Below are 13,841 nucleotides of genomic sequence, written 5' to 3' on the forward strand. Positions count from 1 at the left end.
GGTCTATGGCTACATTCCATGCAACCCGCAGCGCCAATCTGCCTGATAAAGCAGTCCAGTTGCACACGTATCAGGCGAGCAAACCATACTGTCACTGCACTCCGAGCTCACTCAGCAAATTGGTCTCATGGCTGATGAATGTGGCAGCAGGGTCTGCGGTCTATGACTCCAGGGCCTGTTTCCTCGTCCCTTTTGATAGTAGACGGTTCAACCAGTACTATGCGCGGTGTCACACCAATGCCACCGGCAATCTTTCCTTTCATTTTTTCTACCAGGGCGCGCTGCTCGCGCATCTTGTCGAAAAACATATCCTCAGATACCTCCACCAGAATAGTGAGCCGGTCGAGGTTGTGTTCGCGTTCCACCAGAAGCTGATAGAGCGGCCTCTTGCCCTGGATCTCTTCTAGAATATCGCCGATGCGGTCTGGAATAATATTTACCCCCTTGATGATGAGCACTTCGTCACACCTGCCCCGCACACGGCTCAAGCGCACTGTTGTTCTGCCACAGTCACAGGGTTCGGTAATAATGGAGCAGAGGTCACGGGTGCGAAAGCGGATCAGGGGAAAGGCTTCTTTGGTGAGCGTGGTAAGCACCAATTCGCCCTCTTGCCCTGCACTCAAACGCTGCCCTGTCTGGGGATCCACAATCTCGGCAATGAAATGGTCTTCATTCAGGTGCATTCCCCGCTGGCAGAGACATTCTCCTGCTACTCCCGGCCCCATGATTTCACTGAGTCCATAGTTGTCTGTGGCCTTGACAAACAGGCGCTCCTCTATCTCCATCCGCATTTCTTCAGACCACGGCTCTCCGGCCAGCAGGGCGTATCTGAGGTTGATGGTCTTGGCATCAATCCCCATTTCTTCCATACGGGAGGCGATGACCAATGCATAGGAAGGTGTTGCTACCAGAACAGTCGTCCGATAATCCTTCATAATCTGGATCTGGCGCTCGGTGCGACCAACCGAGGTGGGAAGCACCGAAGCCCCTATCAACTCAGCCCCGTTGTGAATCCCCAATCCCCCTGTAACCAGCCCATAATTGAGGGTAATTTGCACCACATCATCTGCCGTGACTCCAGCAGCAGTGAGAATCCGGGCAACCAGTTCACTCCAGTGGTGCAGATCCTGCCGGGTGTACCCCACTACCACAGGTTTGTCCGTAGCACCGGAAGAAGAATGCACCCTGACCACTTCGCGGAGGGGTACAGCAAATAGATCGTACGGATAGGCATCACTAACATCTTTGCTCCAGGTGAAGGGCAGCTCCTGCAAATCATTCAGGTCTATGAGTTCTTCCGGCTCGAAACCGATCTCTTTAAATTTCTTCCGGTAGAAGGCTACATTCTTGTAAACTCTGTTGAGAGTAGCCTGCAGCCTTTCGAGCTGCAGCTGAGCCAATTCTTCCCTTGGCATGCATTCGTATTCCCTGTCCCAGATATTCATGACACCTCACTCTACCAGAAATCCGGTGTATATTCAGCATCGGGATCCCGGCGAGGCAAGTTTGCCTCCTCCAGGACGATCTCAGTAAACCTCAAACAGGGTCTTGTTGGCAATAATTTACTCCATCCTACTCTTCCCAAACCTGTCGATATCCCTTGCCAAGATAAGCGCGTCTGACTTCATTGTGTTCCAGAAGCATCTTGCATTTGCCTTGCAGGACAATTCTACCGGTTTCCAGCACATAGCCGCGGTCTGCCACATGCAGGGCTGCCCTGGCATTCTGTTCTACGAGGAGAATGGTTGTTCCTTCCTCTCGTAACCTCAAGATAATATGAAATATTTCTTTTGTAAGCAGCGGTGAGAGCCCCATGGACGGTTCATCCAGAATGAGCAGGGTGGGTTTTGCCATCAGTGCCCGGGTAATGGCAACTATCTGCTGTTCCCCTCCGCTCAGGGTGCCTGCCATCTGCTCCCAACGCTCAGAGAGTATGGGAAACTTCTCACGTATACGTGACAGGTCAGCACCAATTTCTTCCTTGTCTCCACGGATGAAGGCACCCATCTCCAAGTTGTCGCGCACACTGAGAGTGCCAAATAGTTTACGTCCCTCTGGCACATGGGAAATTCCGCGGCGGACTATTTGTTCCGCCGACATCTTGCTGAGGTCTTCACCATTGAATTCAATAGTGCCCCTACTCGCGCGAATGAGGCCAGAAATGGTCTTCAGCAAGGTCGTCTTTCCTGCGCCGTTGGCGCCTATCAGGGTGACGATCTCTCCTGGTCGCACGTGCAGGGAGACGCCCTTCAGGGCGTGAATTTTCCCATAATAGGTATGCACACTCTTGAGCCTCAGCATGACAATCTCACAGTGCCAGTCTCACGTCTCTGAACTGCCATATAATAATGTAGAAGCCAATTATTCAACTCTAGAACTCCGAATAGTCGACTTCTTCTCCGAGGTAGGCCTCAATGACTGCAGGGTCGTTTTTTACCTGTTTGGCGCTCCCCTCTGCGATTTTGAGGCCAAAGTTTATGACGGCTATATTGTCGGAGATGTCCATGACTAGATTCATGTCATGCTCCACCAGAATTACGGTGATGCCCATGGTCCGTATACGAAGGATCAGTTCAGCAAGAGTCTCTGTTTCGCGCGTATTGAGGCCCCCAGCCGGCTCGTCCAGCAGGAGGATTTTGGGATTGGTCGCCAGGGCTCTTGCTATCTCCAGAAGTTTTTGTCCTCCCAGGGGTAAATTTGCAGCCAGTTCGTCCGGTCTGTCAGCCATGCCCACGAGGTCCAGGCAAGCCAGGGCATCCTCTCTGACCTGCTGTTCCTCTCGTCGGACCCAGGGCAGACGCAAGCCGGAACTCACTATGCCGGCTCTGCTCTGTATATGCCTTCCCACCATGACATTTTCAAGAACGGTCATCCTGCCGAAAACTTCCACATTCTGGAAAGTACGAGAAACACCGAGCCTGGCAATGTGTTGGGCAGAGCAGCCGCTGATCTGCTTCCCATCAAGAAAAATAGAGCCGCTGGTCGCTGATAGAATACCAGTGATGATGTTGAACAGGGTTGTCTTGCCTGCCCCGTTGGGTCCAATTACTGCCTTTATGGATCCCTCCGCCACTGAAAAACTCACTCCTTTGAGGGCCTTCACACCACCAAAAGATTTTTTCAGATTTTCCACTTTCAATATGGCAGGAGGCTTTCCGTTATTCATCGGAGCCATCTCTCAAACGTGTTGGCAGCGAGTAAAGGATCACCAAGTCCAGGAGCTCCCAGAATGTCTGCTGCCGCCACCCTTGCTGGAAGAATTTGACCCGGGCAGCATACTGTCCCACACATCTAGGTGCGAGCCTCTTTCTTAAGCCGCAACAGGCTGCGTACCTTGCCAAGGATTCCTACGAGTCCTTCGGGCAGAAACATTACTATGGCCAATAGAATGGCACCATAGACGAGAATATCAAAATCCTGGAACACGTGGAGCCACTCGTTGCCCAAGAAGGTCAACAACCAGGTACCGAGTAAAGCTCCCCAGATAGAATGCATGCCCCCCACTACCACCATCATCACCAGTTTGATAGAAAAGAAGAGATCAAATGAGCTGGGACTGAGAAATCCCATGTAATGAGTATAAAGACTTCCTGCAATCGAAGCATACACCGCGCTCAGAACAAAGATGGCCACCTTGTATCTCGCTGTTTCGATGCCCATGGCATCAGCCGCCACTTCACTATCGTGCAGCGAGCGCAGGGCCCGTCCTATGCGTGAGTCAATAATGTTGAGAGAGAATACCAGAATGACGAGAACAATGGACCACACGAGAATATAGTAGCGAAGCTCGCTGTCCAGGGAAAGGCCGGCAATGCTCAGGCCAGAAATGTCAGAAAAGCCAGAAGGTCCACCAGTGAGTTCCACCTCTTCATTGAGAAAAATACTGACTATCATGCCAAAACCGAGGGTGGCCATGGCCAGATAGTGTCCCTTCAACTTCAGAGAAGGCACACCCACTACATATGCCACGGTGGCAGTAATCAACACGCCAACAGCCATAGCCAGCCATGGCGACATGGACAGGCTTGAGTTCAATATGCCAGATGAATAGGCGCCAATGCCAAAAAAGGCTGCGTGTCCAAGGGAAATCTGACCGGCATATCCCATGAGTAAACTCAATCCCATGGCGATAAGGCTGTAGATACCGACAAAGATCATGATGTCCAGATAATGGCTTATTGACTCCACGTTCAAGACCACTGCAGGAAACGCGGCAAGAAACAAGATGAGTCCAAGCAGTATGTGGCGATTCTGTCGCTGCATTTGCACCAGGCTGAGTTGACTTATCAGTTCTATTCATCAAGAGGATCGTCAGTTGACTCTGTCGAACCTGTGGCCGTACAGTGATCCTCCACAATGCATGGGTGCTGTAGAAAGAGTCCGGCTAGAATTTCTTGATCTTACTTGCCTCCACGTTGCCAAAGAGGCCGCTTGGTTTCAGAAAGAGCACGAGCAAAAGCACCAGCAGTGCCACGGCATCCTTGTAGCCAGAGGAGACGAATCCAGCACAGAAAGACTCGATGACTCCAAGCAGGAGACCAGCCACCACAGCACCGTAAAAACTGCCGAGACCTCCCAGAACAGCAGCCCCGAACCCCTTCAACGCCAACAGAGCCCCTCGATCGTATTCCATGAGAGAAATGGGCGTGACCGCGGCGCCGGCCACAGCCCCTATAGCTGCACTCAAGGCGAAGGATATGAGCACCATGGTTTTAACCTTAATACCCACCAGACGAGCAGCCTCTGAGTTGTCAGCACAGGCGAGCATAGCTTTGCCATAGCGAGTTTTTTTGAAAAAAAATGTCATCAAGACCACAACCGCCAGGGTCAGGCCGAGAACCCAGAGGGTCTGGGTCTGGACGGCAGCGCCCATGAGAAAAATGGGTTTGTTGCCCGAGAAGGGGGGCAATACATAAGGATCCTTCCCCCAGACGAACATGGCAATTCCCTTGAGGAGAATTGAAACGGCTATGGTAACAATGATAAGAGTGAGCACCGTGGCATTCTTGAGAGGATTTATGGTGAGCCGCTCCATGAGCGCACCAACAAGAGTTACCATCGCTACTGCCAGCACGAAAGCGACAGGAAGAGCCAGATGCAGGGTTGTACTGCAAAATACCATGAGCAGTCCGCCAAGCATGACAAACTCGCCCTGGGCGAAGTTTATGATCTCTGTCACATTATAGATTATGTTGAAACCAAGGCCGACCAGGGCGTAGATGCTTCCAACGGTTACGCCTGTAAATAGATACTGGATAATTTGACCTGTAAGAGAAATCTTCTCCATAAGTGCTCAATGAGAGTCGAAGTAGAGTGAGTTCCAGGGGGAGCTTTGCGGCCAATCATTCCCCATGCCAATCGAACTGGCAAAATCCGCTACAACTTAAACGATCCGCAATAATGGAGCAAGCATGTTTTGCGAGTTTTTCGCTGTCAAGGAAATTTCTCTTGCACAGTCTGCACCAGAACCGCTCGAGGGATGATGTCAGTTGTTGGTCATTGCTTGACAGGGTGTGCGAGGCGATTGGCTGCACGGCAACGAGTTGGCAGGGGCAGGCTTCAGACTGCCTTGCCCTGCCCTGCAGGCTCGGTTTACAGCACAATCCTTGTGCCGCTGCTCAATTTTGCCTGGCAGGCATAACAGCCTCCTAGCCTCCCAGCCTTCTGGCTTCAGGAAACCCACAACCCGCATCACAACAAAGGCCCCTCGGAAACAGCAGTCTCCGGCGGGGCCTTGTTCGTTCTGCTCTGAGGTGATTCTGTTACGGGGCTAGAGCCCAATCTCCATTTTTCACCACGACCATAACAAAGGCGTCTTTGGTCAGGCCATTGTGATCAGTAGGTGAAAAGTTAAAGACACCGTGCTGTCCGATGAAGTTCTTGCGGTTTTCCAGATAATTCCTGATCTTGGCTCGATCAGGTCCCACTGCCTGGAGGGCTTCCACAGCCAGATGAAGGGCATCCCAGGCATGACCGCCAAAGGAAGACAACGGCTCATGATACTTTTTCTGGTATGCCTCGTTGTACGCCATGATAACCTTCTTTTGTGGATTGTCCGCAGGAACCAGGTCAGGAATGTTCACCCGGCCGAGAGGGCACAAGACTCCCTCTGCTGCTCCGCCTGCAAGTTCGATGTTCTTGCGACTGCCAAATCCGTGGCTCTGAAACAAAGGGATCGATGTCATGCCGAGATCGTACCAGTTTTTCACTACCAGCACCTGGGTCGGCCCGACAGACCAGTTCACGATAGCCTGGGCATCTGTGCCGCGTATGCGAGTGAGCTGAGCAGTAAGGTCGGTATCTTTCGGACCGTAGCGTTCATCTGTAACAATGGTAACTCCTTTTATGGGTGCCAGTCTGAGGAGTTCTTCGCGGCCACTGGCGCCAAAGCCGGTGGAAACACTCATAATGGCAATTTTCGTGATGCCTTTACTCAACATGTAGTCGTAGATCTTCTCGACAGCATGGCTGTCTGACTGGGGAACCTTGAAAATCCACTTTCTGTCGCTAACCGGTGTAACAATCTTCACGCTGGCCGCACAGGAGATCAATGGCACCTTGGCTTGATTGCACACTTTGACCACGGCAAGGGTGTTGCCGCTCAGACTGGGGCCGATAATTACCGGCACTTTGTCCCTCTTGATAAGCCTTTTTACGGCAAGCACGCACTTGGTCTCGTCACTCTCGTCGTCATAGAGTACGAGCTCCAGCTTGTGTCCATTGATGCCGCCCTTGCTGTTCAACTGTTCCACGATCATCTCGGCCGTCTTTTTTTCTGGCTCCCCGAGAAACGAGGCCCGGCCAGTCACAGAAAAAACCGCTCCAACTTTGTAAGTGCTTGCTGCGGTAGCCACAGAAGGAGACGTCCACCATGGTACCAACAAGCACAGGACCAATGCCCCTGCCACTGCCAGCCTGTAAGCAAACCTCTTCATCCTTGTACCTCCTTCGACTGTTTCACATTGTTCTGTTTGCCTGCAGAAGACCGAGAAGGTGGTGCAGTCGAGCCGATACCTTCAGTCCTCTTCCCTCCCCCAGGAGGTCAGCTGCCGCCAACCTCTTGTTGCCAAATAAGCCAGCAAATTCTCCGCCCTACATCCTTGTTCAGTCCAGACCGCCATCTGCGCGAAGCAATTATCATCCACAAAAAAAGCCGTGAGCACTCTCACCTGCCCACGGCTTCGTCTCCATATTTACAGCTGAGACTAGTGGACAGACGTCTCCCGCGCATAATAGTAGCAATAATAGCCACGGGTCGGGATCTGTCCACTATGATATATCATAAGTACATCCTAGACTTTCTATTTATTAAAATGTTAATCTACATAAATAAACTTTGCAAGTCAAGAGAAAACTGAATCCTTGCCGCCTTTATGCTATTTCAATCTTGAAAGGTATTTCATGGCGAGAAACAAGGGCAAACAACTGGCGAAAATACTCCAATATATCCTGCTTTATCGTCCTGATGAATTTGGCCTCTTTTTCAATGAAGACGGCACCCTTCCCATAAAGGAACTTCTCTGGGCCTTGCACGAAGAGAAAGGCTGGACATACGTGCGGCCGAGTCATCTCACTGAGCTCCTGTACTCCGGCATGGATCCTGGCTTCATTATTGAAGACAAACAGATCAAGATAGTAAGGAAACCAAAATGGAGCCTCAGCCCCGCTCCACCACCTACCCTGCTCTTCCACGCTGCCAGACAGAGAGCTTACCCCGTCATCCGCAAGCACGGCCTCCGGCCCACGAACAGATCTTATGTGCCTCTGGCGAGCTGCGAAGAGCTGGCAGTACGAATTGGCAGTCGGCGTGATGCCGAGCCAGTGCTGCTCACCATACATGCCGGCCGGGCCTCTAAAAACGGCATCCCTTTTTACAGCAGCCACGGCCTGCTCTACCTGGCAGAACAAGTTCCTGTGGAATACATCTCTGGGCCTCCTCTGCGGGAGCACCCACCGGCACCGAGCCGGCAGAAAACAGGCAAACCATCTCTGTCGTCAGTTCCCCCAACACCAGGATCATTTGTTCTCGACCCTGCTAGAGATCTTGATCCCCAACGAAGACAGCGTCAAGAAAAGAAGGAGAGACAAAAGCGAGACATTCGGCGACAGCGCCGCAAAAAAAGAAGGCAAAAATCCTGGTGACAGAGAAACTAGGAGAGGACGGCATTGAAAGGGTGTGCGGCGGCGAGAAAGCTGCATTCCTGCAATGTGTGAGAAGCAAGTGGCGGGGTCAAACCCCGCCACCAAACTCCCTCTGACCCTTCCAGCCCTACCCACAGGTTTCGCCTTCGTTGCATCGAAGCTACTTGCGGAGGCAAGCGGCATTCAACTTTCGCGACCCGTTCAGGGTCGCGGCCGGATAGCCTGAAGGAGTTACTTTCAGTTTATAGTTTCATTCTTTTTGAGGTCAAGTTTTTTCATACTGCCGCCCCAGTTTTTCCTCTGCCTCATGAATTGCAGTAATTGTCTTTCTAGCGCTTGCCCCTGGACAGTCGCCGACTTAAAATGACAGTGGATGTTGAAACAGCTCTACCCCTAACCAAGGAGTTTTTTCTATGTGCAGCAATTACCGACTACAGTGTTCATGTGGGGCAAACCAGGCAAACCTCATGTTCAGAAATCAAATCCTGCCGGTTGAAGTTGTCTCCGAGCTTTTTTGTCCGCTCTGTTCTCTGCCTGTTGACTTCGATTCCGAGCGTATGATCGCCGACAATGGCTGGCTGTTGGAATTCGACATGGATCTTGCCAGGGCTTGCTTGCGAGGAGCGGGGATTGAAAAACGTGACATCAACCCCGCCTTCTTGTTCGACGAGGGCTATGCAAGCTGGAATGGCCTTACCCCCAATGATCTCGAGCAGAGAATACTCGAGCGCCAGGATATTCTTCCCCTGGCAAAGGAAAATATGCGCTTATACCTCGAGGAAATACGGCGCTGGGGTTGCGCCCGCGTGCAAAAACTGCGAGATGCTGGCTGGCGCAAGGCCCAGGCTTGTTAACTCTTGCCAGCCATCCATCTCCGTACAAATTCCACAAGCATTTGGCTGAGAACCATGGCATCACCCGCTGGCACAGATCGTTCCTGTTTATTGCCGGTTGTTGTCTGACGAAGCATCAGAGGCAACTCCAATTGTATTCCCTTGCTTGGCGCCAGATTGACAATGTTGTTGGGATCGCGCCCCCGCAGCGAAGATGGAATTTGTTGCCAATCACTGATCCATTCATACTCGGGCAGGCCGTGGCGAAGCAGATCAGCAAGGCTTTCCAGCAGAGATTTATTCAAACCTCCCACATATACCTGCCTCTGAGAACGCCCATGCCCATGGATCGACAGGACCAGGCTCACATGGTTGATAAATTTTTCGAGAAGCGGATGTCTATCAGGCTCTAGCTGGTGGCTCGGACAGTGCAGGGCCCGATTGCCGGAAGGCAGCCTTCCGGAAAAAACGTAAAGGCTGGCGCCGCTTTCACTGGCCACGAATCTGGCGATGGCCTCTGTTCCTGGTTCTATGCCGCCGCCATGGGGAGCCAGCACGCCCAGCGGACCCCGCAGTTGGAGCGATTCCACCACTGCCATTCTTTGCTGCTCCGATCCAGTCACGCCCCCTGCCCTGCATCTCTATCATTGAGAAACTGAGAAAGACAAATATATCAATATGATACAGCAAAAGAGCGCTGTCGATGGACTTTCCCTTGCTTTCAGAGGATAATAAGCTTGCAATTGTGCAAGCGACTCCAGGCAGGAGGTTTGTCTCACCACTGCCCGGGAGCGGAGACGCTTCAATCTCTTAAAACATTATATATCTTTCTTGTAAACAGGAAATGTCCAGAAAAAGCAGGCGATATCGTCCGGGGCAACAAAGATCAGGGCAGCCGCGCCGTGCCTCGAAACGAGGGCCGCGAGCTGAGAGCAGGCCTTTCGAAGCGCGTGCCTCTCGGCAATTGGAGCCCTTGCTGCAGCAGATCGGCATACCGAAGCCGCAGCCGTTCGTGCCTGATCCTTTTCAGCGACAAAGTGTTGCTGCCCTTGAAAAAAGTGACGTTCTGGTCACTGCACCCACAGGCGCAGGCAAGACCTGGATAGCTGTGGAGGCAATCGGCAAGCTGCTCAAGAGAGGAGAGCGCAGCTGGTATGCCTCGCCATTGAAGGCCCTATCTAACGCCAAATATACTGAGTTTTCTAAAATTTTCGGCAGAGAAAATGTGGGAATTCTTACAGGCGACCGCAAAGAAAACCCTGAGGCGCCGGTCATAGTCGGCACAACTGAAATCTTGCGCAACCAGCTCTACGACTCCATGTATACGGGAACAGATCTACCGGTTCACCTGGTAGTGCTGGATGAAGCACATTATCTTGGCGATGCAGACCGCGGGGTGGTCTGGGAAGAAGTGATGATCTACCTGCCGCAGCGGGTTCGCCTGCTCCTTCTTTCGGCCACGGTATCAAATGCTCGTCAAATCGCTGCCTGGCTGGAATGGCTGCGCAGGGTGCCCTGTCGGGTCATATCAGTATCAAAGCGGCCGGTGCCGCTCCATCCGCTCTTCATGTTGCCTGATGGAGAGGTGACACCCTTGTTGAAAAAGAGATCCATTGCCGGCAAAGTTCGGCATTTTCTGGAGGTCAGTCCCAGGCAGGGATTAATGCCAAGAGCAGGCGTACCAGATTTTAGCCGCATCATAGGAGCGCTGCGAAAACTGAACCTGCTGCCGGCCATTTTCTTTCTCAAGTCCCGGCAGGACTGCAACCAGGCTCTCATGACCTCTTTGCCACGGGAAGGTTGCAGGGAAAAAGACAGGGATCGCCAACGGTTTCGTCGCCGACTGAGACAGCTGCAGGAGAAGCACCCCTATCTCAAGAACCACCGGCAAATCAAGCCTCTATTGCTGGGCAGGGTGGCAGCCCACCACGGCGGCCAGTTGCCGGTCTGGAAGGCCCTGGTAGAGACACTCATGATCGAGGGCGAACTGGAAGCCATTTTTTCTACCTCCACTGTGGCTGCCGGGGTAAATTTTCCAGCTCGCACTGTAGTGCTGCCGCAGAGTGACCGTTTCAACGGCCGGGAGTTCGTTCCCCTGAGCGCCACTGATCTTCAGCAAATGAACGGCAGGGCCGGCAGGCGAGGCATGGATAAGGTCGGCTTTGTTTTGCTGCTTCCTGGACCATACCAGGATCCTCTGCTCATTAGCAGCCTCTTCAACGCCTCCCCTGAACCCATTAGCAGCCAGATTCAGATCACCTTTACAATGGTCCTTAATTTGCTGCTCTCCCACAGCCCAGACGAAGTGAGAGAATTGCTCTCCAGATCCTTTGCCACCTACCAGAATTTGGACCTGCACCGCCAAGAACTCCACAAAATAGAAGCTCTCCAAAAAGAACTGTCAGCAGATCTCCAGGATTGTAACTGCGCCAGCGTCGAAGAAATCCTGCACACCCTTGCCGAGAAACGACAATTGCAGGGGGGGCTGGCAAAAGCCCAGCACCTTCAACGGCAAAGCCGTCAGCGCATCAGCAAAGAGCTTCTTCTCACGCCCGGAAGGGTTTTTCGCAGCAAGAAGGGCTACTTTTTTGTGGTGGTGCAGGTTGAAAATCGAAGAGGAGTGGCAGGAGTAAAGGCACTAAGACTCAATTCTCTCCCGTCCACATCAGGCGGGGCGAAGCTGAAATACCGCTGGTTCCGGTTAGAACGGGTGAGCAAGCTCCTTGATATCTGTTTCGATCTACCGGTTGACCTGGAATCCTGGCTTCGAACTCTTGACCACACTTTGCTGGCTGAGACACCCGTGATCCAGTTAAATGGATATTGCCCTGCTTCTGGCGACAGCGAACTGGAGTCCCTGGGCAATCGAGTAGCCAGGCTGGAGGAAGCACTCAACAGTTTTCCTTGCTCTAACTGCCGCAGTTATAGAAGATGTAATCCAGCAAACAGGAGTCCATTCAAAGACAAAATCAATCGGTTGTTGGAGTTGCAGTATCAATTGGAAACAGTGACAAACCGCCTCTGGCATGAATTCAGTCACCATTTTCAATTTCTGCAGAAAGAAGGCTATGTCGATGCAACCGGGCAATTGACTGCTGAAGGGCAGTGGGCTGCCAAATTACGGCTGGATCAACCTCTGCTGATAGCTGAGGCAATTCGTACAGAGGTGCTGCCTTTCCATGACTCTGCTCTGCTTGCCGGACTCATTGCCCCTTTTGTAAGTGACAAGAATCAACTGAACCAGACAATCACAAAACAGGATTTACGCTTCAAAAAACTGGGCACCGCTTTTGCCCGATTGGCTAGAGCTTTACGCCCACTCAGGGGTCGTTTGCGAGCAGAAGGTTTTCCCGTTGGGGAAATTTCTTTTATGCCGGCCGCCGCCCTCTACATCTGGACTTCTGGTGCAGAATGGCAAGAAGTTCTCGGACTTTCCGGGCTAGACGAGGGAGATCTTGCCATGCTCATCTACCGCACTGCCGACAACCTCCGGCAGCTGGAGGGTCTCGAGCAGACACATACCGAGCTAGCCCACACAGCCACTCAGGCAATTCAGGCCCTGCTGCGTGAACCTGTCCTGGTGCCGCAATAAAGCTAATCTGCTTCTTGCTCTTTGCTTTTTACAATCACTTCCTGCACATCCAGAGTCAGCGGACTTTTGACATAGTTGGTCACAGCCTGAATAACGAGTTCCTGCAAGGTTATACCTTCCAGCGCTGCCCGAGATTCAGCTTCCTGAGATAATTCATCCGGGAAGTTTTCCACCTTGAGTGTTCCCATAATCTCTCCTCTCAGAACATCAACGAAAGTTTGATAACTACCAGCGGAATATGTATAATGCAAGCAGAACATTTCGAGTATCAATAAGGCGTCTCTTTTTCAAAACGATTATGTCTGTGGCATTTTATTTGCATTCCCTCTAGGCAACCTTGAAATATTTCGATCAACCACACTGGTGTACTGCTTTATGACGGCTACTACCCTCTATTTGTTCAACCCGAGCACGGCTGTTGGCGGAGTAATGTTGGCAATTTGTTTCGTTATTTTCTTCATGGTTGCCGGTGCGCCTGCTTTGCTGTTCGCAGCAGAATTATATCAAAAAGCTGCAGATGGCTCCAGCCGCCGCTTGTGGATCAGAGACAGCCGAACTTGCGGCGCCAAACAGCAGTTCTCTCTTGCTTTCAATCTGCTCTCGCCACAAAATTATCTACCCCATTTGCGAAAAGACAGACAGAGCAACCCTGGGGAAAAGGAGCGTGGCAATGCTGCTGCTCCGAACTGCCCTGATCGTCACAGGCTCCAGGAAATACATGGCCTGCTGAAATCTCTCAACAGCAGCCTGTGGCAAGAACTTCGCAATGGAGAGCTCTCCCTGTGTCAGCCTCTTCTCCATACAATGACAATCACAGACGATGATAAACAGCTGGATTGGCGACAGATAAACAAGAGATTGGTTTCAGCCCTGCATCGTTTCGACACTGCAACCACTGATAGAGACAAGCAGGATAGTTTGAACGAGGCAGTTCACTGGCTGCACCAGAAAATCTTTCTCGTCAGGCGGGTCGCCCTTCTCAAAGGAGAACTCTCTTCTGGAGAAGAAAAGAAGCTGACAAGAGTCCAGGTGGAGCTTGAGGGGCTGCAGCAAATGCTGGGGTAGCCCACCGCCTCAGCAAAACCAATCCAGAGATGTCTGGCCAGTAGCGGCAACAGGTCGCTCATATAATTTCAGCAGGCAGTAAGCGCAACATGACTCGAGCCCCTGATAGGGTTTCTGCAACAGGGCTGGTCGCGGTTAGAGAACCGCTCCTGCCGTGTCCTGACTAATAACCGATAACTGACAACCACCACCAGCCAGGCCGCAACTCA

At 52.0% G+C, this 13,841-nt stretch carries 12 protein-coding genes; 4 read left to right on the forward strand and 8 right to left on the reverse strand.

Annotation, left to right across the window (positions count from 1 at the left end):
* Nucleotides 1-125: 125 nt before the first annotated feature.
* The 6 genes from JRI89_01435 to JRI89_01460 form a co-directional block, all read right to left on the reverse strand.
* The gene (locus tag JRI89_01435; protein ID MBW2069895.1) at nucleotides 126-1,445 is read right to left on the reverse strand and encodes a phenylacetate--CoA ligase; all 1,320 of its coding nucleotides are present in this window, start codon (nucleotides 1,443-1,445) and stop codon (nucleotides 126-128) included.
* Between the two features lie 127 nt (nucleotides 1,446-1,572).
* Nucleotides 1,573-2,301 carry an ABC transporter ATP-binding protein gene (locus JRI89_01440; GenBank protein ID MBW2069896.1) on the reverse strand — a complete coding sequence of 243 codons (729 nt, stop codon included), beginning with the start codon at nucleotides 2,299-2,301 and terminating at the stop codon, nucleotides 1,573-1,575.
* Between the two features lie 70 nt (nucleotides 2,302-2,371).
* A complete protein-coding gene (locus JRI89_01445) occupies nucleotides 2,372-3,142 on the reverse strand; it encodes an ABC transporter ATP-binding protein (protein ID MBW2069897.1) in 771 nt (256 codons plus the stop codon).
* 149 nt (nucleotides 3,143-3,291) lie between these two features.
* Nucleotides 3,292-4,263 (reverse strand): branched-chain amino acid ABC transporter permease, encoded by a 972-nt coding sequence (locus JRI89_01450; protein MBW2069898.1) that lies wholly within the window; start codon nucleotides 4,261-4,263, stop codon nucleotides 3,292-3,294.
* Between the two features lie 121 nt (nucleotides 4,264-4,384).
* The gene (locus JRI89_01455; GenBank protein MBW2069899.1) at nucleotides 4,385-5,287 is read right to left on the reverse strand and encodes a branched-chain amino acid ABC transporter permease; all 903 of its coding nucleotides are present in this window, start codon (nucleotides 5,285-5,287) and stop codon (nucleotides 4,385-4,387) included.
* A gap of 475 nt (nucleotides 5,288-5,762) precedes the next feature.
* Nucleotides 5,763-6,935, reverse strand: a complete 1,173-nt coding sequence (locus tag JRI89_01460) for an ABC transporter substrate-binding protein (GenBank protein ID MBW2069900.1) — start codon at nucleotides 6,933-6,935, stop codon at nucleotides 5,763-5,765.
* A 466-nt stretch (nucleotides 6,936-7,401) separates the two neighbouring features.
* Here JRI89_01460 and JRI89_01465 point away from each other — a divergent pair, with 466 nt between their 5' ends.
* Both JRI89_01465 and JRI89_01470 read left to right on the forward strand, forming a co-directional pair.
* Complete coding sequence (locus JRI89_01465) at nucleotides 7,402-8,142, forward strand: RNA 2'-phosphotransferase (GenBank protein ID MBW2069901.1); 741 nt, start codon at nucleotides 7,402-7,404, stop codon at nucleotides 8,140-8,142.
* Nucleotides 8,143-8,609: 467 nt separating this feature from the next.
* Nucleotides 8,610-8,996: a hypothetical protein gene (locus tag JRI89_01470; GenBank protein MBW2069902.1), complete on the forward strand. Its 387-nt coding sequence runs from the start codon at nucleotides 8,610-8,612 to the stop codon at nucleotides 8,994-8,996.
* Here the strand turns inward: JRI89_01470 and JRI89_01475 are convergent.
* A complete protein-coding gene (locus JRI89_01475; protein ID MBW2069903.1) occupies nucleotides 8,993-9,574 on the reverse strand; it encodes a poly-gamma-glutamate hydrolase family protein in 582 nt (193 codons plus the stop codon). The genes JRI89_01470 and JRI89_01475 overlap by 4 nt on opposite strands.
* Before the next feature lie 413 nt (nucleotides 9,575-9,987).
* Between JRI89_01475 and JRI89_01480 the strand changes: the two genes are divergently transcribed.
* The gene (locus JRI89_01480) at nucleotides 9,988-12,567 is read left to right on the forward strand and encodes a DEAD/DEAH box helicase (protein ID MBW2069904.1); all 2,580 of its coding nucleotides are present in this window, start codon (nucleotides 9,988-9,990) and stop codon (nucleotides 12,565-12,567) included.
* A gap of 2 nt (nucleotides 12,568-12,569) precedes the next feature.
* On the opposite strand, the gene JRI89_01485 is transcribed toward JRI89_01480, so the two are convergent.
* Nucleotides 12,570-12,755, reverse strand: coding sequence for a hypothetical protein (locus JRI89_01485; protein MBW2069905.1), 186 nt, complete (start codon nucleotides 12,753-12,755; stop codon nucleotides 12,570-12,572).
* A 187-nt stretch (nucleotides 12,756-12,942) separates the two neighbouring features.
* On the opposite strand from JRI89_01485, the gene JRI89_01490 reads away from it, so the two are divergent.
* Nucleotides 12,943-13,632, forward strand: a complete 690-nt coding sequence (locus JRI89_01490; GenBank protein ID MBW2069906.1) for a hypothetical protein — start codon at nucleotides 12,943-12,945, stop codon at nucleotides 13,630-13,632.
* Nucleotides 13,633-13,841: the final 209 nt, after the last annotated feature.

The organism is Deltaproteobacteria bacterium (assembly GCA_019309045.1).
GTDB lineage: Bacteria > Desulfobacterota > Syntrophobacteria > BM002 > BM002 > JAFDGZ01.